At 44.0% G+C, this 20,532-nt stretch carries 21 protein-coding genes, 5 pseudogenes and 1 riboswitch; of the genes and pseudogenes, 16 read left to right on the forward strand and 10 right to left on the reverse strand.

Features of this window, described 5'->3' with window-relative positions:
* Window positions 1-5: 5 nt before the first annotated feature.
* From VP472_RS02235 to VP472_RS02250, 4 genes are all read left to right on the forward strand, one after another.
* Window positions 6-2,111 (forward strand): cellulose biosynthesis cyclic di-GMP-binding regulatory protein BcsB, encoded by a 2,106-nt coding sequence (locus tag VP472_RS02235; RefSeq protein WP_146276140.1) that lies wholly within the window; start codon window positions 6-8, stop codon window positions 2,109-2,111.
* Window positions 2,112-2,245: 134 nt separating this feature from the next.
* Window positions 2,246-2,392, forward strand: a riboswitch (cyclic di-AMP (ydaO/yuaA leader).
* Window positions 2,393-2,548: 156 nt separating this feature from the next.
* Window positions 2,549-4,369: an APC family permease gene (locus tag VP472_RS02240; protein WP_003156252.1), complete on the forward strand. Its 1,821-nt coding sequence runs from the start codon at window positions 2,549-2,551 to the stop codon at window positions 4,367-4,369.
* Between the two features lie 53 nt (window positions 4,370-4,422).
* Window positions 4,423-4,869, forward strand: coding sequence for an NUDIX hydrolase (locus tag VP472_RS02245; protein WP_146276142.1), 447 nt, complete (start codon window positions 4,423-4,425; stop codon window positions 4,867-4,869).
* Between the two features lie 57 nt (window positions 4,870-4,926).
* Window positions 4,927-6,648, forward strand: a complete 1,722-nt coding sequence (locus VP472_RS02250) for a pyruvate oxidase (RefSeq protein WP_014416943.1) — start codon at window positions 4,927-4,929, stop codon at window positions 6,646-6,648.
* A gap of 125 nt (window positions 6,649-6,773) precedes the next feature.
* On the opposite strand, the gene VP472_RS02255 is transcribed toward VP472_RS02250, so the two are convergent.
* Window positions 6,774-7,211, reverse strand: coding sequence for a GNAT family N-acetyltransferase (locus tag VP472_RS02255; protein ID WP_070081385.1), 438 nt, complete (start codon window positions 7,209-7,211; stop codon window positions 6,774-6,776).
* Between the two features lie 133 nt (window positions 7,212-7,344).
* Here VP472_RS02255 and VP472_RS20040 point away from each other — a divergent pair.
* The 7 genes and pseudogenes from VP472_RS20040 to VP472_RS02280 all read left to right on the forward strand — a co-directional run.
* Window positions 7,345-7,460 (forward strand): annotated as a pseudogene (locus VP472_RS20040) (hypothetical protein); the annotation flags it as partial.
* 277 nt (window positions 7,461-7,737) lie between these two features.
* Window positions 7,738-8,151: pseudogene (locus tag VP472_RS02260) on the forward strand (peptidoglycan-binding protein); the annotation flags it as partial.
* Between the two features lie 424 nt (window positions 8,152-8,575).
* The gene (locus tag VP472_RS02265) at window positions 8,576-9,343 is read left to right on the forward strand and encodes a YiiX/YebB-like N1pC/P60 family cysteine hydrolase (RefSeq protein ID WP_146277440.1); all 768 of its coding nucleotides are present in this window, start codon (window positions 8,576-8,578) and stop codon (window positions 9,341-9,343) included.
* Window positions 9,344-9,405: 62 nt separating this feature from the next.
* Complete coding sequence (locus VP472_RS02270) at window positions 9,406-10,539, forward strand: hypothetical protein (RefSeq protein WP_146277442.1); 1,134 nt, start codon at window positions 9,406-9,408, stop codon at window positions 10,537-10,539.
* Window positions 10,540-10,560: 21 nt separating this feature from the next.
* Window positions 10,561-10,753, forward strand: a pseudogene (locus VP472_RS20045) (DUF2651 family protein); the annotation flags it as partial.
* Complete coding sequence (locus VP472_RS02275; protein ID WP_225979776.1) at window positions 10,733-10,924, forward strand: hypothetical protein; 192 nt, start codon at window positions 10,733-10,735, stop codon at window positions 10,922-10,924. The pseudogene VP472_RS20045 and the gene VP472_RS02275, both read left to right, overlap by 21 nt.
* Window positions 10,925-11,075: 151 nt before the next feature.
* Window positions 11,076-11,210: a hypothetical protein gene (locus VP472_RS02280; protein ID WP_264080680.1), complete on the forward strand. Its 135-nt coding sequence runs from the start codon at window positions 11,076-11,078 to the stop codon at window positions 11,208-11,210.
* 362 nt (window positions 11,211-11,572) lie between these two features.
* Here the strand turns inward: VP472_RS02280 and VP472_RS02285 are convergent.
* The 5 genes and pseudogenes from VP472_RS02285 to VP472_RS02310 all read right to left on the reverse strand — a co-directional run bounded on the left by VP472_RS02285 (window position 11,573) and on the right by VP472_RS02310 (window position 15,284).
* Window positions 11,573-11,802 (reverse strand): annotated as a pseudogene (locus VP472_RS02285) (hypothetical protein).
* 383 nt (window positions 11,803-12,185) lie between these two features.
* Entirely contained in the window at window positions 12,186-12,743 is a 558-nt protein-coding gene (locus VP472_RS02295; protein WP_146276144.1) for a hypothetical protein, read from the reverse strand.
* 95 nt (window positions 12,744-12,838) lie between these two features.
* The gene (locus tag VP472_RS02300) at window positions 12,839-13,546 is read right to left on the reverse strand and encodes a hypothetical protein (protein ID WP_225979777.1); all 708 of its coding nucleotides are present in this window, start codon (window positions 13,544-13,546) and stop codon (window positions 12,839-12,841) included.
* Between the two features lie 88 nt (window positions 13,547-13,634).
* A complete protein-coding gene (locus tag VP472_RS02305) occupies window positions 13,635-13,901 on the reverse strand; it encodes a hypothetical protein (RefSeq protein ID WP_063174391.1) in 267 nt (88 codons plus the stop codon).
* Window positions 13,902-14,006: 105 nt separating this feature from the next.
* A complete protein-coding gene (locus VP472_RS02310; protein WP_146276146.1) occupies window positions 14,007-15,284 on the reverse strand; it encodes an Nramp family divalent metal transporter in 1,278 nt (425 codons plus the stop codon).
* 657 nt (window positions 15,285-15,941) lie between these two features.
* Here VP472_RS02310 and VP472_RS02315 point away from each other — a divergent pair.
* Window positions 15,942-16,295 (forward strand): hypothetical protein, encoded by a 354-nt coding sequence (locus VP472_RS02315; protein WP_007410203.1) that lies wholly within the window; start codon window positions 15,942-15,944, stop codon window positions 16,293-16,295.
* A 58-nt stretch (window positions 16,296-16,353) separates the two neighbouring features.
* Here VP472_RS02315 and VP472_RS02320 read toward each other — a convergent pair.
* The 3 genes and pseudogenes from VP472_RS02320 to VP472_RS02330 all read right to left on the reverse strand — a co-directional run.
* Window positions 16,354-16,569: pseudogene (locus VP472_RS02320) on the reverse strand (DUF2188 domain-containing protein); the annotation flags it as partial.
* A 57-nt stretch (window positions 16,570-16,626) separates the two neighbouring features.
* Window positions 16,627-17,034, reverse strand: coding sequence for a DUF5360 family protein (locus VP472_RS02325; protein WP_146276148.1), 408 nt, complete (start codon window positions 17,032-17,034; stop codon window positions 16,627-16,629).
* The gene (locus VP472_RS02330; protein ID WP_017419236.1) at window positions 17,031-17,396 is read right to left on the reverse strand and encodes a DMT family transporter; all 366 of its coding nucleotides are present in this window, start codon (window positions 17,394-17,396) and stop codon (window positions 17,031-17,033) included. Before VP472_RS02330 ends, VP472_RS02325 begins: the two co-directional genes overlap by 4 nt.
* 166 nt (window positions 17,397-17,562) lie before the next feature.
* On the opposite strand from VP472_RS02330, the gene VP472_RS02335 reads away from it, so the two are divergent.
* From VP472_RS02335 to VP472_RS02350, 4 genes are all read left to right on the forward strand, one after another.
* Window positions 17,563-18,369, forward strand: a complete 807-nt coding sequence (locus VP472_RS02335; protein ID WP_128574973.1) for an EcsC family protein — start codon at window positions 17,563-17,565, stop codon at window positions 18,367-18,369.
* A gap of 100 nt (window positions 18,370-18,469) precedes the next feature.
* A complete protein-coding gene (gene gsiB, locus VP472_RS02340; RefSeq protein ID WP_012116853.1) occupies window positions 18,470-18,841 on the forward strand; it encodes a glucose starvation-inducible protein GsiB in 372 nt (123 codons plus the stop codon).
* Window positions 18,842-18,975: 134 nt separating this feature from the next.
* Window positions 18,976-19,317, forward strand: a complete 342-nt coding sequence (locus VP472_RS02345; protein ID WP_094247223.1) for a cupin domain-containing protein — start codon at window positions 18,976-18,978, stop codon at window positions 19,315-19,317.
* The gene (locus tag VP472_RS02350) at window positions 19,311-19,670 is read left to right on the forward strand and encodes a YdbC family protein (RefSeq protein ID WP_077721829.1); all 360 of its coding nucleotides are present in this window, start codon (window positions 19,311-19,313) and stop codon (window positions 19,668-19,670) included. The genes VP472_RS02345 and VP472_RS02350 overlap by 7 nt, the downstream gene beginning before the upstream one ends.
* Before the next feature lie 23 nt (window positions 19,671-19,693).
* Here the strand turns inward: VP472_RS02350 and VP472_RS02355 are convergent, their stop codons facing one another.
* Complete coding sequence (locus VP472_RS02355; protein WP_146276150.1) at window positions 19,694-20,515, reverse strand: manganese catalase; 822 nt, start codon at window positions 20,513-20,515, stop codon at window positions 19,694-19,696.
* Between the last annotated feature and the right edge of the window lie 17 nt (window positions 20,516-20,532).

Genomic DNA, 20,532 nt, shown 5'->3' on the forward strand with positions numbered 1-20,532 from the left:
CCTTTTTGAAAAAAGCGATCATATTGATAACCGGCCTTTTGCTATTGATGTATAACGGGCAGGCGGCCGCGGCCCGGGAGCTGAAAACGGACGGTTCCGCCCTCGGGACAAGCGCCGGCGCAAAAGAGCAGCAGGCGCTGACTGGCGATCTGATGACACTGTACGGGGCGAAAGACAGCTCAGAGCTGACCTATCAGATTCCTGCGGGAGCTTCGAATGCCGATCAGTCGCTTCTGATTGATTACGAGGCGTCAAACTTATTAATTGCCCCGTCTTCTTTAACCATCGCCATTGATGATGAACCCGTCAAATCCATAAAGCTTGACGGCAGCTCCAAGCGGAAAACGGTGAAGCTCAATCTCAGCAAAAGCCAATCCGCCCAAGGCTATCACAATGTATCATTACGGTTTTACGGCGTATTAAAAGAGGGCGTCTGCGTCAGGCAGGATACGTCAGGCAACTGGATAAAAATTTATCCGGACAGCCGCCTTGTGCTTTCAGAAGCAAGCAAGTCAAAGGGAGCGGATCTCGGCCATTTCCCGTATCCGTTTGCCCAATCAGGCAATACGGGTGAAGAAACCGATATTATCCTTCCTGACAAACCGACCTCGGCGGAAGCTGAAGCCGCAGTCAAAACAGAAGGATTTCTGAAAACGGCAGACAGCAGGCTGAAGGTATCCTATGTAAAAGAATCCGATGCCGGCAAAATCAGCAATCCGTCAATTGTCATCGGCGCTGATCAGCATTGGAACGGGAAAATAAAAGAGCTTTTCGAACGGGGGAACCTCAAAGCGGAAGACAACAAACTTCTTCTCGCCGAACGGGTTCTGACATCAGGGGACAAACGGCAGCCCGTCCTGTTTGTCACGGCGCACTCAGACAAAACGCTGGCGGATAAAATCCGCGTCATCACAGACAGCGCTTATTCAAGCCAGCTGGGCGGAGATACTTTGACAATCGGCCGCCTTCATCCCGCTGCGGAAAAAACAGGCAATAAACTGACATTAGAGGACTTCGGCGCGGGAAATGTAACGGTCGGATCAAACAAAACGGCGTCAGAGCACTTCTTTTACCCTGCGGCGGCCGCTGTTGATAAAGACGGTAAGGTTAAGCTTTCACTTACATTAAAAACGTCGGAATCGATCCGGACGAAGGCGGATTCAGCTAATGACGCCGAGAGAGCGGAGCTGAACGTCATGGTCAACGGACAGCCGAATGCGGTGCGTCTTGACGATCTCGGCAATCAAGATAAAGACGGCTTTTACCACGTCTCAATCCCGATTGATCCGAAGCTTTTGCGAAGCAGCAGGTACATTGATCTGCAATTTGTCACGTCAGGTTTGAAACATAACAACCCGTGTATCGACCGTGACGAAAATAAATGGGTCTATATTGATAAAAGCAGCATGCTGACGTATCCGGTAAGTGATGCGGCGCAGAAAGCGGATTTCGGGCAATGGCCGCTCCCGTTTGCGGGCGGCGTGAAAGAGAAAACAGTGATCGTCATCCCGGATGACGTAAACATACAGACACTGAAAGAACTTTCTCTGGTGGCGGATTCATTCGGAAACGGCTTTACCGTAAAGACGGCATCAGACATGAAGGAAGCGGATGCCAAAGGCCGGAATGTTGTGTTTATCGGAGGCCTGCCGCAAATTCCGCTTTTGAAATCAAACGCCTCTAAGCTTCTCGTGCCGTCAGACCGCAGCGGCGCGTACGATGTTTCTCCGTTTCAGATGCTGAATGAGACAACGAAACAAGTCGCGTTTACACAGGAATCACCTTGGGACTCCGGCCGGAGCATCGCTGTTTTTGCTCCGTTATCAGGCAGCGGCGCGTCTGTCACAAAAGAGCTGATCAGCTTTTTAGACAGCACAAACGATGCCGCAACCGTCGTCAACGAAACGGCCGGCAAGCAGCTGTTTTCAAACCATCAGCAAATCAAATCCGATGACAGCAGTCCGGCGGCTGATACGAAAAGCCGTTCCGCAGCACTGAACGTCACGTATATCGCTGTTTTCGCGGCGCTTATAATTATTGCGGCCGGTCTGATCTGGCTGACGGCAAGAAGGAAAAAAAGAAAAGCGGACAATGAAAAAAGTGAAGAGTAATGAAGGAAAAAGAGGCCGTTAACAGGCCTCTTTTTTTGTATTTTTATTTCCATTTTTGGCGGTGATTTTTTTATTTTGGAAACAGCATAAAAGCCCCTTTACAACTGAACGGGACGGGAGTATGATCTCTTTTATAATCTATATCGCTTAATCTGTAATCAGAGCGGGGGAACCAATTTGCGGCGCGTCATGCCGCTTGGGGTGAATCCTTTTTCAGGTAGGGCCAACTCTCATCAGCCCGAATCCGACAGCTAACCTCGTAAGCGTTCATGAGAGGAGATGAATGAAACCTGTGCACGATTATGGCGCAGGGGCATCCGTTTGCCTCTGTGTCTTTTTGCTGTGCTGAAATATGGCATGCAATCGTTATTCGGAGACATCATAGCAGTAAGGGTTTGTAAATCAAACGGAAAATGAAAAAAAGGGGAAGACAAAAAATGTACCATTCAATCAAAAGATTTTTGATTGGGAAACCGCTGAAATCACAGGCGGCCGGAGAGCAGAAACTCACGAAACTCAAGGCGCTCGCCATGCTTTCTTCAGACGCGCTGTCATCAGTTGCTTACGGAACGGAACAGATTCTGATCATTTTGGCTGCGGTAAGCGCGGCCGCGTTTTGGTATTCCATTCCGATCGCAGCGGGTGTTCTCATTTTGCTGCTTGCTTTGATTCTGTCCTACAGACAGATTATTTACGCTTATCCGCAAGGCGGGGGCGCTTATATGGTGTCAAAAGAAAACCTTGGTGAGAAGCCGGGCCTGATTGCGGGCGGCTCATTGCTTGTTGATTATATTCTGACGGTGGCGGTAAGCATTTCTGCCGGAACTGATGCGATTACATCGGCATTTCCGGCTTTGCACCCGTATCATTTGCTCATTGCTGTTTTGCTTGTGATTCTGATTATGATTTTAAATTTGAGAGGACTGTCAGAGTCGGCGTCCATTTTGGCGTATCCCGTCTATCTGTTTGTGGCGGCGCTTGTCCTTTTGATCGTCGTCGGACTGTTTAAGCTCATGACGGGGCAGGTTCATCCGGCCGAGCATACACCGATCGGCACACCCGTGGCGGGCATCACGCTGTTTTTGCTGCTGAAGGCCTTTTCATCCGGCTGCTCGGCACTGACCGGTGTTGAAGCCATTTCAAACGCGATCCCGGCCTTTAAAAATCCTCCGGCGAAAAACGCGGCCCGCACTTTGGCCATGATGGGGATTCTGCTGGCGATCTTATTTACGGGGATTACGGTGCTGGCGTACGGCTACGGTACGGGTCCGAAGCCTAACGAGACCGTTATTTCACAAATCGCAGCGGAAACTTTCGGACGGCATACGGTGTACTATTTCATTCAAGGCGTTACATCCCTGATTCTCGTGCTTGCGGCAAATACGGGCTTTTCTGCTTTTCCGCAGCTGGCGTTTAATTTAGCGCGCGATCAGTATATGCCGAGAATGTTTACGGTACGAGGCGACCGATTAGGATTTTCAAACGGAATCATCTTTCTCGGTATCGCGTCCATCTTGCTCATTCTTTTATTCGGCGGCCGCACGGAACATTTAATTCCGCTTTATGCCGTCGGCGTGTTCATTCCGTTTACGCTGTCGCAGACGGGAATGTGCATCAAGTGGATCAGGCAGAAGCCGAAGGGCTGGGCGGTAAAAATGCTGATCAACTCATGCGGCGCCGCCATTTCATTTATGGTGCTGTGTATTTTATTCGCGACGAAGTTCAATCTTGTCTGGCCGGTGCTGTTATTCATGCCTGCTGTCGTCATGCTGTTTTTCGTCATTAAAAATCACTACACCGCGGTCGGCGAACAGCTGCGGGTCGTTGATCAGCAGCCTGAGGAAATCAAGGGAACCGTTGTCATCGTGCCTGTCGCCGGTGTCACCACCGTCGTCCAAAAATCGATTCAGTATGCGAAATCATTATCGGATCAGGTCATTGCGGTCCATGTTTCCTTTGACAGAGAACACGAAAAAAAGGTGGAAAAGCGCTGGGAAGAGCTTCATAACGGCGTCCGCCTCGTCACCCTGCATTCCTCATACCGCAGTCTGGTTCACCCGTTTGATAAGTTTTTAGAAACGGTCGAACAAAAAGCGAAAAAAGAACAGTTCTCCGTGATGGTGCTGTTTCCGCAATTTATTACGAAAAAACGCTGGCAGACCATCCTTCACAACCAATCAGCCTTCTTGCTCCGCGTCCGGCTGTTTTGGAAGAAGGACATCATTGTCGCCACCCTGCCGTATCATTTTAAAAAGTAACGGTAAAGACCGCAGGCTAAAATGCCGCGGTCTTTTTTGTAAAGGAGGACGACATGGCACAAGGCGCGTTTGTCATCATACAAAATGACGGGCGGAAGATATTGCTCGTAAAACGAAAAGACATTCCCTTATGGGATTTGCCCGGGGGCAGGATCGCAGAAGGTGAAACACCTGAAGCCGCAGCCGTCAGAGAGGCCTGTGAAGAAACCGGTTATAACGTGACCATCCTGTATAAAGCCGGTGAGTATGAAAGGCCGGCATTTGAAGATACACAGCACGTATTCATCGGAGCCATTACCGGAGGAACACCGCTGATGAACGGGCCGGAAACCGCCGCATTACGCTGGTTTTCCCCAAACCGGCTGCCGCTGTTCATGGTGCCGAACAGAAAACGGCAAGTAAAAGACGGACTCAATGGGGCGGCAAATCGTAAGGCAGTCCTTAAAGACCGAAATTTGTTATCCATCCTTGATCGGCTGAGAAAAAAGCTGAGAGTATAGCCCGTGTTTCAACCCGTATGAAAAAGGGGATGAATACAGGTAAAAGGAGGATGCAGTATGCCAAGTAAAACAGCAGGACACGTAATGACGGAGCTGCTTGAACAATGGGGAGTCGGTCATATATACGGCATTCCCGGAGACAGCATTAATGAATTTATCGAAGAACTGAGACATGAACGAAATAACCTGACATTCATCCAAACCCGGCACGAGGAAGTCGCCGCCCTGGCTGCCGCGGCTGAGGCAAAACTGACCGGACAGATCGGTGTCTGCCTTTCAATCGCAGGACCGGGGGCCGTTCATCTGCTGAACGGTTTATACGACGCCAAAGCGGACGGCGTTCCGGTGCTGGCGATTGCGGGACAGGTGGCTTCCGATGAAATCGGCCGTGACAGCTTTCAGGAAATCAAATTAGAGCAAATGTTTGAGGACGTGGCGGTATTCAACCAGCAAGTACATACGGCAGAAGCGCTGCCCGATCTTCTGAATCAGGCGATCCGCACGGCTTACAGCAAAAAAGGCGTTGCCGTTTTAACCGTTTCTGATGATTTATTCGCGCAAAAAATCAAACGGGAGCCGGTTTACACATCGCCGATATACCTCAAAGCCGATATAGAGCCGAAAAAAGAACATCTCGTGACATGCGCGCAATATATTAACAACGCAAAAAAACCGGTCATTCTCGCCGGCCAAGGGTTAAAATCGGCAAAAGAGGAGCTGCTCGCATTCGCCGATAAAGCGGCCGCCCCGATTGTCATTACCCTTCCGGCAAAAGGCGTCGTGCCTGACAGCCATCCCCACTTTCTCGGGAATCTCGGGCAAATCGGCACAAAGCCCGCCTACGAAGCCATGGAGGAATGCGATCTGCTGATCATGCTCGGCACATCGTTCCCATACAGGGATTATCTCCCGGATGATACGCCTGCCATTCAGCTTGATTCGGATCCGGCGAAAATCGGCAAGCGCTATCCCGTCAATGCGGGAATCGTCAGTGATGCGGCTCTGGGGCTGAAAGAGCTGACGGAATACATTGAATATAAAGAAGACAGAAGATTTTTAGACGCCTGCACCGAGCACATGAAGCATTGGTGGAAGGAAATCGAGAAGGATGAAACCGAAGCGACTCATCCGCTCAAGCCGCAGCAGGTCATTGCCCGGCTTCAGGATGCCGCCGCAGAGGACGCCGTCCTGTCAGTGGATGTCGGAACGGTTACGGTGTGGATGGCCCGCCATTTTAAAATGAAGAAGCAGGACTTTATCGTCTCAAGCTGGCTCGCCACAATGGGATGCGGGCTTCCGGGAGCGATTGCCGCAAGCCTTGCCGAACCTGAGCGGCAGTCCATCGCCATTTGCGGAGACGGCGGATTTTCAATGGTGATGCAGGATCTGCCGACGGCTGTTAAATATAAACTGCCGATTACGGTTGTCATATTAAACAACGAAAATTTAGGCATGATTGAATATGAACAGCGGGTCAAAGGCAACATTGACTACGTCACCCAGCTGCAAAATATGGATTACGCCGCTTTTGCAGAAAGCTGCGGAGCAAAAGGCATCAAAGTGACGAAACACGAGGAATTGGCTCCCGCTTTTCATGAAGCGCTCAACTCAAATGAGCCGGTCGTCATCGACGCCGTCATCGGCGATGAGCCGCCGCTTCCGGGAAAAATCACTTACGGCCAAGCGAAGGGCTTCAGCAAATACATGCTGAAAAACTTCTTTGAAAACCAAAAAATCGAAATGCCGTCACTCAAGAAAAGCTTAAAACGGCTGTTTTAAGAAGCCGGCGCTTATAAAAAATAAACAGGCAGCATGCCTGTTTATTTTTATTTATTTACCCAGATAAGCCATAGTAAAAGCCCGGCTTTTTATTTTAGTTTTTTCTTCAATAAGGTCATCCCGGGTTATATGGAATAGGTCAGCCAATTCCCAAGGGAGCCACCCATCTTTTTATAGAACTTTTGTGCACGGTAATTATCAGATGCAGTTATCCATGACATATGCGCATACCCGTTTTCTTTTGTAAAAGTTTCGCATCTTTTAAACAGTTCTTGGGCTGCTCCTGTGCCTCTTGCTTTTTCTGCCACGAATAAATCATTCATTATTGTTATTTTATCTGCTTTCGTCGTACTAAAACTAAAATATAATGTTGCAAAGCCAATAAGTTTCCCATCTTGTTCAGCAACGAATTGAATACCCCTGTTCTTCTCAAATAACATTTCAATCAAATGATGTATCTTTTCAATCGGTGGCTTAGGTCTTTTATAAAAATCCACGATATATAAATACATTAAATCGGTCAATTGTTTTACATCATAGTGTTCTGCGCTTCTGATTATCAAATGTTTCCCTCCTCACTCTTTTTTTAATTTTTGTTATACAAAACTTACACAAACATTCTAAATTATTCAATACTTTAAATTGGTTTTGAACCGGTTTGTTGTTTAAGAAATAATAAGAAGGCGGAACCATTCTCATGAAGCCCTTAACTCAAATGAGCCGGTCGTCATCGACGCTGTCATCGGCGACGAGCCGCCGCTTCCGGGAAAAATCACTACGGCTAAGCAAAAGGCTTCAGCCAGTATTCGCTGTCTGCCTTGATTTATTGAGAAGATTAGTTATTATCAGTTTTACTGACCTCTTCCATGGTAAGGAAGAGGTCAGCAGTTCGAGCCCGCTTGGACACAGGAAGTCTATCATATTCAAATTTGCTGAAACGGTAACAGAGATCATAAAATCTGCAGCTAGCGAGCGATGGCTGATAAAAAAAGCTTTTGAAGGGCCAGGACAGTTCCTGCCAAATGTGGTTCGCACATTAGCGCCGTCAGCCCCCCTGATCAGCAAAAACAGGAAAAAGGACCGGTGGCGACGTCCACTGTCAAAAAAGGTGGAATATTATCGTCATTGCATAGGAGTCAGGCGTAAGCATGGCAACCCTGCAAAGCTTGAATGGCATCAAGGATCCGAACCTGATCAAAGTTGGCCAAGTATTAAAGCTGACTGGCTCGTCCAGCTCTCCATTCGGTAAAAAGACATCATCTTACACGCTGCCGCCAGACATTTTTAAAGTGACAAAGCCCCTTAACTAAGGGAACGTCCGTAAAGCAAATTCAATCGGCGTTAGCGGCTCTCTATTAAAGGGGCAAAGAACAACAGAATAGAGGCTATTACGGACCGAAGAAAGCAAATGCAGTCAAACGGTTCCAGTCCTTGTATGGCCTATCTGATAACGGCATTTACAGGCCAAAAACGAAAGAAAAAATGTTGCCTCTTCTGAAATAAATGAAACAACCCTTTAATAAGGCTGTACCACAATTCTATATATTTCATAAAAATAAAGAAGTATATAGAATTGCGGTTCGCATTAATGGTAGAATATGTTTGTTGAGAATGGTATTTTGAATGCTTGTGAATTTATGTAAAATTTGAAGGTTAACCTTACGAAGAAATAGTGAAACAACACATTGCCTGGTAAACATTGTTTAAAGCCCAAATCCTATAGTTCAGTTGGCACTACATGTCCCGATTTTGTGTGACATTATACACTCAATAGAAATGATTAAAATATCCCAAATAATTCAAAAAATGTGTTTGCAACCTTATTTACATCCTATATCTTAGAATAGAAGGAAAAATTATTCAATAGTAGGGGGATACTGATGTGAAAAAGATTAAATTTTTACTTACCACCATGTTCTCTACAACTATGTTGATTTCCGATTTAGGATTGGGATTTGGGAAAAGTGCACATGCTGAAGGATTTCCGCAACTTACTAATGAAAAAGTCCAAACGGAAATACAGGAAATGAAAGATGCCGGCATGACAAGTGAGGAAGTACAGAAATTCTATGAAATGAGTAAAGAAGAGTATGCGTATGTACAAGAACATGCAGAAGACTTGTATAAGGATTCCCAAAAAGAAATCAAAGAATTGAAAGCCTCTGGTCAAATTGATGAAGTTCTTCCTAAATACAAGGAGCCTGAATATCAGCCCAAGAACCAAATTGCAGCAAAAGCGTTAGGTACAAAAGGTGATGTTCTTACAAGCTATGAAATTAATTCTGGAAGTTGGTCTATTGGTGTAGGACATGCTGCGATTGTTTCAACTAACAAATCAAAAACAGTTGAAGCATGGGCGAAAAGCTGGAGCCCTATAAACCAAGATGGAGTTCGCAGATATAATAATAACTGGGGAAGTAAAAAGAAAGTTTATGGTCTATGGGTTAAAGGATCGAATAACAATAAGTATATAAACGCTGCAAAATTTGCGGAAAAGCAAGCAAATAATAAAAAGAAATATAATTTCAACTTTTTGAATAAAAAGACAACTGCTAAATTTTATTGTTCTCAATTAGCTTGGCGTTCTTGGAAAAACCAAGGTATTGATATTGACAATGTCAAATGGGACACCGTTGTAACACCAATGGAGCTTGTAAAATCCAATAACACAACAATCTTTTATCACAAGGGTTAAACAAATTGACAAAAACAATCGGTGATGCACCGGTTGTTTTGTCATTTCAAAGGGAGGAAAATATGAATAGACTTAAGACCCTGTTTATTTTCATTTGCATACTGATAGTCACAACCTCTTGCGGTCTCATCCCAACTGGGAATGAAAAAGAGGAAAGAAGCAGCAATAAAAAGACTGTATTAAAGGATATTGACAATGCAAAATTTATTGTTGTTTTTTCTAACACTTTAGATAGGGGAAGTGAGATTGGGGTTTACGGTGAAGATGGTACTAAAATGGATAGCTTGGAATTGAAAGATGGTATAAATTTCACGATGTCTTCATATAACAAAAACGATACGTTCTTCTCATCAAATAGAAGCAATAATCACTTGATGATAGACAATAAAACCGGAAAAATAAACAAAATAAATGAAAAGAGTTTGTCAAAAACAACTGAGGATGAAGGTGCTTTCTTTATAAATAGTTCTGACGGTTATATCATCCATGACATTAACGTTGGATATACAGACAAAGGGCTGGAAAGTGAACTGGTATATTGGAAGGGAAACAGCCGAAAAAACAAGAAACAAATAAAGCTTAACGGAGAACTTGGATCAGCAATCGTCGCTAAAAATAAAATTTATGTCATTTCAAGTGATGAAGAAAGTATGTCCATCCTTTCAATTAACCCAGAGACAAATAAGCAAGAGAACAAGGCATCCGTACCGAATAAAGGGATATACTTCATGGATGAAAAGGATGCATTCCAAGCTCTAGATGAAAATACATTTGTACTGGCAGTTAATGATAACGTGAATGAGAAAGAGAATTCTAAGCTCATATTAATAGACAGAGAGACTCTTAAGGTAAAAAAAGAAGTCGAGATGGAGAAAGGGTTTCATCCTGCAAAATTGAAAATATTAAAAGATAGCATCTTAGCTGTTTCTTTTGATGGGTTGATGCAGGTGTTTGATAAAAAAATGGTTAAGAAAAAATCTTTTGATTTTTATGCTGGGGATGATAACAAATTAATGAATGATGTTCAATTCAATGACAAAGAGATGTATGTTTTACTCAAAAACTTTGATATCCAGCGTGATAACAAGCTTGGAGATATCACGTCTTATGATTTGAAATCAGGCAAAAAGGTAAAAACAATCCCGCTAAAAGCAAAAAAAGAGTGGGAAATTGCACGTTTTGAAATTTTAAAATAAGTTGAAGGTGTTTATATTAGCATGCCATTGAGTCCTGTTTATATCATTCTCATCATTTTTCCGGCAGTTTCTTTTCTGTTGGGGATTTTAGGGTATCTCATCTTCAAAAAAGTATGGATTATGGCTGTTGTATTCATTGTCATTGACATTTATGTTTATTGTAATAGGTGCCGAGCCGACATTTTTCAGGTGGATGGCTATGATGACGGGGAGCTATTTATCTCCGGTTTATCGGGAAGCATTAAGTATCGCCCGTGGGTTGGATGAGGAAAAAGGGAAAAGAATTATCGGAGTGATCTTTCATAACTTAGGCTTAGTTTATTTAAGAGGGGAAAGTTTGAGTGCCGCTGAAGAGAATTTTAAAAAGGCAATAGACGCTACTTAGAAGAGAAGTGCCTTTGGTCTGATTTCGCAGAGCTGACTGAAAAATTAGGTGACTTTCATTTTGAAAAGAGAAACTATGCAGAGGGAAGAACCTTTTTAAAGAAAACTATACATGCCCAAACACAAATCCTTAAGGTTACGGAGGCTATATAATGAAGAAGGTTATAATCAGCTCCGCTTTAATCGGTATTCTTTTTACTGGATTATTAAGTGTAACAAATGTTTTTACTGCTGAAATGAGTGATTCTGGAACTTTCCGCATCGCTGAAAAAGCTATAAATATTTAAAGTGTTCTCCAATTTTTGACCTCCACCTTTTAAGACTGGGGGATTTCTTTTTCTTATCCAGTAATCAACATACGCAGCCTCATAAGGTTCTTAACCGCTGCGTGTATTGCGTTCACCTTTCCGTTTTACTGTGATGATTTCTTGAACGATGCATGCATGAGAAAGACGCCGTCCATTTTTAAGCCTTTCTTCAATAATTCAAGGAAAAACAAAAAAATAAACAGGCAGCATGCCTGTTTATTTTTTTGTTTGTTGAGCTACTTGGCTTGCATATAACCGTCCTAAACGGAAACGGAGATTGTGAAAAGCCGAAGCTGGCGAGCGATGGCTGATCAAAAAACTCGTGGTGGATCAGCGCGGTTTCATCTGAAGAACAGCCAGAGAGCGGTCACAACAGCGATCATAAAGTAATCTCCATCATTCAGTTTAGTTCCATTTTGACTAACACACGTGCCGTCCGGTTTGTCTTAGTCCCTTTCGGAGTTTTAAGCGCAATGTTCTTCCCTATATTGTAATAAACAACTTTAAACAAATAATATGCCAGCGAACAGAATAAAAAGAGCAACATGAACTTGCCAATAAACAATATCATGTTTCATTACTCCCTTTTGCCGTTTTTTCATTTGAATATATGACGGAGAAGTCAGGATGTTATATAAAAGGAGAAGTATTTTACAGAGGCCGGTGTTAAACATTAATGAACGGTTCGCCGCAACATCCCCAAATCCGGAACAATTTCAAAATGAAAGAGAAGCCCTAGGATTATAAAAAAACAGACCCTAATTTGTCCGCTTTTTTTTGAAAATTTGATCCAAGATGAACATAAAGAGAGTGAATAAAAAGGACACCGTAATCATATCTATCAGAGATAGATTAGAGGTTTCTTTTATGAGTAGCAGCCATACCACCTGCAAAACTAAAGAAATAGAAAAATAGGATATATATTTAATGCTCTTCATACCCATTGCCCCCTTATTAGCCTAATTTCTCTTTTGAAATCTTATCCAAATTAGTAAAAAGGAAATCCAATCCCGAAAATAAGAAAGTGATGAACAATGAAAGAAGCACTTCTCCGCCTTGAAATATAGATATGTTCTCAATGATATGATTGGAAACGTATTGAACTGAGAAGTAAACAGCAGCCCATGCAAAAATGAATTCAAGGATATAGGCTGACCAAGCAGGCAATGTCAAAACATGAGTCATTCCTTTAACAATTGCCGTAAGGATAAGCATATAAACTAAAGCTAAGATACTGACGACGACAGAAAATATGTATAAGTCTGAAAGAGAATCATATATGATGTAATCTCCGAAAAAATGATGTATTGTTACAGCTGCAAAACAAATAATCAGGCTAGGTACAGTTATAGCGAAGAACAGGGAGAATCCAATAAGCCCTATGAATGCTGTATGAGCTAAGCGGTTTGGCGGTGTATCCACGATCTCTTTTTTTAATAGAATCATAAAAATAAGAGATGAAATCACAAGGCAGCATAAGAAAGTGAGCAAAACAGTAAAAAAGACAGTCATGTGAAATCTCCAATGAAAAAGTGCTATTAGAGTGAATCTAACAGCACTTTGCATTACTTCATACGTATTTTCCTGCTGATCATTGATGAATGAGTTTAAAATGCTTTCATTGCTAAAGTTGTCAAATGAGCGAGGTTTTTAGCCTGGCTGTCAGAAAGTCCGGACTTTTTAAGTGAAAGATAAAGATTCTTTTCCACGTCAGTCCAGCTTAAGGCGACATACTCGTTCAGCATTTTCTTTAAAACCGGTTCTATGTGTTCATTGAAAACGGATTCGAGTTCATTTCTTATTTTCTTTCCCGCTAATTTTTCAACAAGATTGAATAATTTTGTTTTATTTTTCAGCACCTCTCTGATTGCATCTTTGACTGGTTTTGACACAGATGCATCGCTTTGTGCTTTAAGTCCGTAGGAAAATTGCGTATCAGTCTGATAAAAAAATGATTTTGTCGTTCCAGTGGCATTGGCAGTATTATTATGATTTTCTTTAGCTAAGGATGCGGGGACAAAAGCAGTAGTTACAAGGGCTAAAGATGCGGCAAACAGAATGCCTTTAGCTGCGTGTCTAATGGGAAATCCTCCTTTAGAAATGTAGTGTAGAGAGAAATGAAAGACTATGTATTTAGGCGGGACCTGTATGATCCGCTTTGAACATTTTTCCCTCTCAGATACCATTCTATCAATAGGTATTTTTTGGGTAAATAGGATTTTAATACGATATTTTTCTCGCAATTCAAAATCTTCTTTGGCAGGATTTATTTTAGCTGCAGTTTCGTGAAATAGAACATGGGCTGGAGCCTGCATGTACAGGCTGTTTGGGGCGGAATCACATTATCGGAGCGGTTTTTATCATTTAGGCTTAGGTAAAAAAATAAACAGGCAGCATGCCTGTTTATTTTCGTTTGCGTGAGAGAGCGAAGAAAAACGGAAAGGCGGAACCGGCCAATAACGTACCGAATAAAAACATGCCTCCGATGAACACATGATAGTTCACACCGCCGATCCAAAGCCCCGTGATTAAGGAAATGATACTTAATGCGATCATCACAAAGCCGGGAACCAGACGTTTCTTACCCGTTGTCCGATAAGCAAAAAGAGAACAGAAGATACCGATGACAATCGGCACAATCCACAGATAAAAAAGGATAAATACTGACATAAGCAAAACTCCGATTTTTCTTCTATCATACCAAAAACGCCCGGAAAAAGATACGAACGGCACCCGGTGCCAAAAGAAAAACCGGCCGCTATGGCCGGTTTTTTTCTAACGGAATGAATCGTAGATCACAAACAGATTAAGCGCGATCACCAAAACCGCAATCAGCCAGGCGAGAGCCGTCACCCATTTTCGGTTCGTCAGGGCGCCCATCAGGCGTTTGTTGCTTGTAAACATAATCAGCGGCACGAGTGCAAAGGAGATGCCGAATGAAAGAACGACCTGGCTCCATACGAGCGCTTCTGTGGCGTTGACCCCCGAGATAATGATGATCATCGGCGGAATGATGGTAATGAAACGCCGCAAATAAAGCGGGATACGGTAACGGATGAAGCCCTGCATGATAATATCGCCTGACAATGTGCCGACAGAAGAGCTTGAAAGCCCTGCGGCCAGCAGCCCGATCCCGAAGAGAATGGCTGAAGCCGGTCCGATATAGTGGCCGAATTGCTGATAAGCCACGTCTAAATCTTCTACATACAGCCCGTTCTTGAAGAAAAGCGCGGCAGCGACGATGAGCATGCTTGCGTTAATCGCCCCGGCGATCACCATCGCGATGAGAATGTCAATCGTCTCAAATCTAAAAATCTTTTTCCGCTCACTATCCGTTTTTCCGACGACACGGCGCTGTGTCAGTGCGGAATGTAAGTAAATGGCATGCGGCATCACGGTTGCGCCGAGTATACCGGTTGCCAAGAGCACACTGTCCATTCCGTCAATTTTCGGGATAAACAGCCCTTCGAGAACGGAGGCGGCGTCAGGTTTGGCAAAGAAGGTTTGCAGAGCGAAGGCGATCACCACGACAAACAGAAGTCCGGCGATGCCCGCTTCCAGCACCCTGTAACCCCGGCGCTGCAGCTCTAAAATCGCGAATGATCCGATTGCCGCGATAATGGCCGCTTCAACCATCGGTATGCCGAACAGCAGGTTGAGCCCGAGCGCCGCCCCGATAAATTCTGCCAGGTCAGTTGCCATAATCACCAGTTCACCCTGTATCCACAGCCCGGCGGATACCCATTTCGGATACCGGTCTCTGGCGATTTCCGGAAGGTTTTTACCCGTGGCAATGCCGAGCTTCGCGGAAAGAACTTGGATTAAAAAAGCCATCAAGTTTGAAAAGAGGATGACCCACAGCAGCATATACCCAAATTTCGAACCAGCTGAGATATTCGTAGCGAAGTTTCCCGGATCAATGTAGGCAATCGCCGCGATAAAGGCTGGGCCTAAGAAAGGCAGAAGCCGCTTGAATCCCTTGCTTTTGCCGTCAAGTGCATCCTGCACGGCTTTTGCTTGCAGTGATTGTGCTGAGATGTCTTTGCTCATTATGTCTCACCTAAATTCTGATAGATTTTTAGCTAAATAACAAAAAGTTTCCTAGATGCAAATTATTTTATCTACATCATAAATCCGCTATTATGAGATGTCAAGTTCTTTATGTTCAATAAACCGGTACATTGATGCCCTGTTTTATCTATGGTATGTATCCCGCCGAAGAAAGGTCCGAAAATGAAAACGGCATCGTTCCGGGAAAGAAGCGATGCCGTTCGCAAAGCGTGTTTCCGCGTCCGATCATGCGCGGATGCGTTGAGCGTTCTTTTAAAAAGGTGAAAAGAGGACACTTGCTCATATCACTTCACAACTTTCTGTCCGGTGCAACTGATCCTGAGAAAAAGACGCAGTATTTCCTCCGTTTTCCCGGGTAAATAGAATAATAATGTTTCTTTCCATTGGAAGATAAAACCTTTCTGTACCATTCAAATGACCTCCGTAAAAACTCCGGCCGCTCTGAATAAATGTTTGAATCAACGATATATCAGTGATTCAAGTCCAATAAACGGCTGTTATTTATCAAATAAAGAATCGGCATGGTCACTTGCGAAGAAAAGAAGTTGGAGCATTAGACTTATTTCAGTCTCCCGGGCAAAAAAGTATAATAACGTCAGGAAAGCTTTCCAGCCATATGATAAAAGAGGGGGAATTTTCTTGGTACGTCGTTTGTCGATCATTTCTTTAGCCATGATTTTTGCTGTTTCTTTATTCGCTTTTGGCGGCTCTGCATCAGCAGCAGCTTTCAAACCTAAAGCTGAACCGGACGTTTCCATTTTAGCCAGCGGGGGTACAGTCGGTATTTACGGTGCTAATATGCGCTCATGCTCTAAGGTCAGCTGTTCAACGATCACAACATTCTCAAGCGGTAAAAAAATTACAGGTTCTTGGGTCACCGGAGAATATGTTCAAGGCCACTACACCAATTCTAATAAATGGCTGAAAGTCACGTATGCAGGAGCGACAGGCTACGTTTCAGTCACCACATTATCTTATTATTACGGTTTATAAGCAGAAAAACCTCGTTCTCTTGAGAGCGGGGTTTTTCCTTTATTCCGATTCAATTTCCGCGTTTCGTTTCATCATCGTGTTTCATCAGCTGATCGATTTCTTCTTTAGAAGCGTTTTTTTTCCACTCTTTCGCTTGACTTGTCGCAATGGGAATAGCCCGTCCTTCTTCATAACCCTCATCTACCATCGCATTCGCGATTTCGATCGCTTTTTTCTTCACAGGTTCCTCGAGATTCTTCCATGATTGCGGATAATCTTTCATAGACCAAGGCATGTCTATCACTCCTTTATGAAAAGTGTTTCCCGCCTGAAGAAAAAGAAAACCGCCTCATCAAAAAGAATGACAGCTATTTTTACGAGAGGCCAGCAATTTCCGAATAAAATATAAAGGATAAAGAAGCAAGTACAGATTGAATGCCCACCACATCAGATCAAAATCACCGATAAATACCCAAAAGGCAATCGCTTGCAGGCCTGAACAAAAGGTCAGCACAAGTGATATTAATGCGAAAGGGCGCCATAATGCATGTTTCCGTTTATAAAGAAACAAGCTGTACAGCCCGGTTATCGAAATGAAAATATCTAAGGGAAAGAATGACCAGTTCCAGGCCATTATCATGGCGTTATCATAATCTTTAAACACCATGTTTTTTGGAATCCACTCAAAAAAAGTAACAATCCAATAAACGATAAATCCAATATCTGTAATGAAGAAGAGAACCTTTAACCCTTTCATCATCTGTTTCTGTCCGTATGAACGCTGATGCCGTTTGATGACGTTTCACTTTCAGAAATAAAGTTTAAGGAAACGACACCGATGATGATCAGAAGAACAGAGACGGCTTTTATGACAGAGAACTGTTCATGAAAGAAAAAAATTCCGATCATGGAAATCAGCACGATCCCCATTCCCGACCAGACCGCATATGCGATGGAGACACTTATATATTTCAAAGTCAAAGTAAGAAAACAAAGGCTGCCGATATAAAACAATAACAATAAAATACTTGGGACAAGTTTTGTAAATCCATTTGATAATTTCATGCTGACCGTACCCAATACTTCAAAAATAATCGCTAAACTTAAATAAATCCATTGCATACAGCATTCTCCTTCAATCGTATTATTCAAAATTATACAATATATAGAATTTGAAGAAAATTAAACAATGGAATGTTTTCCGGATAAAAAGTCTGGCCGGGTGTAAAAAGAAAACGCCATAAAGGTATACTATGTAGAAAGAAATCAGAAAGGACGTGCAGGACGGGTGACAGAAGAGCGGACAGACCTGGAAAGACAACTGAGAGACATTCAAAAATGGGAAAAGGCGCAGCAGAGGGCGATGTTCTGGCAAACATTCACCCGCTTGCCGTTTCAGCTTTTGGACAAGCTGACACCGCAATTTATTAAGAGGAAAATCGGACTCATACTCGATGAAACGGGAACGTTTATTCAGTCAGGCGGACAGTACCTTACATCAGAAAAGCGCATCATGAAAAAGTTTCAAAAACGGCTGCCGCACGGTACATGTCAAACGCTTCACGACATCCGCAATGCGCCGCTTGCCGTCATGGACGAAATCGCAGAAGCCATAGCGCGTACAAGCGTAAAGGCCGCGACGGTGCAGGGAGCCGCAACGGGAGTCGGCGGCGTGTTTACGCTTGCGGCAGACATTCCGGCGATGCTCGGCCTGTCCTTAAAGACGCTGCAAGACATCGCGGTTGCTTACGGCTTTGATCCGAAAGACAAAAAAGAACGCGTGTTTATCGTCAAATTGCTTCAGCTTGCATCCAGTGACGTCATCGGAAAAAAAGCGATCCTGCAAGATTTACGGCAATATGATCAAAACGACCAAACCTATCAGCGCGTCGCCTCGCAAATCCAAGGCTGGCGGGAAGTCGTTTACAGCTACCGCGATACGTTCGCCGCGAAAAAACTGCTGCAAATGGTTCCGGCCGCAGGCATCATCTTCGGCGCGTCCGCCAACCGTTCAGCTTTAGAAAGCATCGCGGAAACAGGCATCATGCTTTATAAGAAACGCCGGATTCTAAAACGCATGAACGATACAGAATGATAAAAAACCACCCGAAAACACATTCAATGTGTTTTCTTTGTTTAGCAGTTCTGAAATCGGGAAACCAACAACCAACACCAATTAAAGGAGGAATTCAAAAATGGCACAAGATAATAACAAAATGAGCAGAGAAGAAGCAGGTAAAAAAGGCGGAGAAGCTACAAGCAATAACCATGACAAAGAATTCTATCAGGAAATTGGTCAAAAAGGCGGAGAAGCCACAAGCAAAAATCACGACAAAGAATTCTATCAGGAAATCGGTGAAAAAGGCGGAGAAGCCACAAGCAAAAATCACGACAAAGAATTCTATCAGGAAATCGGTGAAAAAGGCGGAGAAGCCACAAGCAATAACCATGACAAGGAATTCTATCAGGAAATCGGCCAAAAAGGCGGAGAAGCTACAAGCAAAAATCATGACAAAGATTTTTATAAGGAAATCGGCCAAAAAGGCGGAAACAGACGAAGCAGCTAATAAAAGCATAAAAGGCAGACAACCTGCAGATCAAAAGCGATCCGGCACATCAGCTGGATCGCTTTTTATTTTGGGAAAATCTTGATCTGAGCCGCCGTTACGATACAATAAAATGAAAAAGGGGTTTTTCACTCGTGTCTGACATGCTGAATTTGCTCGCTATCGCCAATAAAGTCAAAGAAAAACACGACAATTTTTCAATCGCGGAGATCAATGACCACTGTGTGCGCCTCGCAGTGTTTACGGGAGAATATGACTGGCACCATCACCCTGACTCAGATGAATGGTTCATCGTTCTGGAAGGTGAGCTGCTGATCGATTTTAAGGACAGAGAAACCGCAGTGCTCAAAGCAAATGACAGCCTGCTCATCCCGAAAGGCACGATTCACCGCACCCGCTCATACGTCAGAACCGTGAATCTCTGTGTCGAGCATACGCATGCGAAAACAGTCATCACAGAGGAACGGTCATGCTGATCAAAAAGATTGTATGTGAAACAGACGCTGCAAACGCTGAAGCATTTGGGCAAGCACAGTCAAGGTGGGGAGCATTATCCTGTGTAAATGGCTTCGTCAAACAGGCCGGCGGCTGGCGGAAAAACGCAGACGGCCTGTTCATCGCAGAGATCATCAGCGTTTGGGAGAACAGACAGGCCTATGATGATTTTATGGAGAACGAACATGACCGCATATACGAAGAAAACGAGCAGAAGGCTGCGATTCTTTCAATAGAAGTGATGCTATACGAGGGGGATGAACCTGTCATTCACGAGCTGTTACATCACCCGGACATCCGATATGAACCGGATTGGACAGTTGTGCGCACATAAAAAAAGCCCCTTTAGAGGCTTTTTTATTTTCGTCCGGGAAGCGTGTTGTGGACATACGGCGGGACGGGGTCCAGCTTAGCTATTTCGCCGTGCGCTTTCGGTTCCTTTTCGTATTCAAATGGTTCTCCGTCCGGCGCTGTTTCCTTCAGCCAATTTTGTTCAGCGCTTTCTGCTCCATCTGAGAAATGAATAAGCTTATGGGAGAATGATTGTTTTTCCAGCGCCTTCGGGAATGTGGAAGGAACGATCGGACCTTCCTGTTCTTCTAATTCTTTAATGGCCGCAAGCCATTGGTTTTGATGCATGGTATCGCGGGCCAATAAAAAGCTGAGCATATCTTTCACGCCTTTATCATCGGTCATTTCATACAGGCGTGCGACTTGAAGCCTTCCTTGTGATTCGGCGTTCAGATTGGCGCGGAAGTCTGCCAGAAGGTTTCCGCTTGCGACGATATAGCCTGCGCTCCACGGAACGCCCGTGCTGCTCTCCGGCATTGCGCCGAGTCCTGAGACAATGGCATGATGCGGATTCACCCCGCCTAAAATGGACCCGATGACCGGATCATCAGCCGCTTTTTCCTGCTCTGCCAGCGGGGCGTCTTCTAACAGTCTCGCAATCATCGTCGCGATCATTTCGACATGGCCGATTTCTTCCGTCGCGGTATCCATCAGAAGATCCTTATATTTTTCATTGCCCCGTGTATTCCATCCTTGGAACAAATATTGCATGGCGACGGATATTTCCCCGTATTGTCCCCCTAAAATTTCCTGCATCTTTTTTGCGAACAGCGGGTCAGGACGATCCGGTTTTGCCGGATGCTGCAGTTTTTTCGTATGTGTAAACATGTCTCCATCTCCTTTTT

This window comes from Bacillus sp. MT(2024), assembly GCF_036362845.1.
Classification (GTDB): Bacteria; Bacillota; Bacilli; order Bacillales; family Bacillaceae; genus Bacillus; species Bacillus velezensis.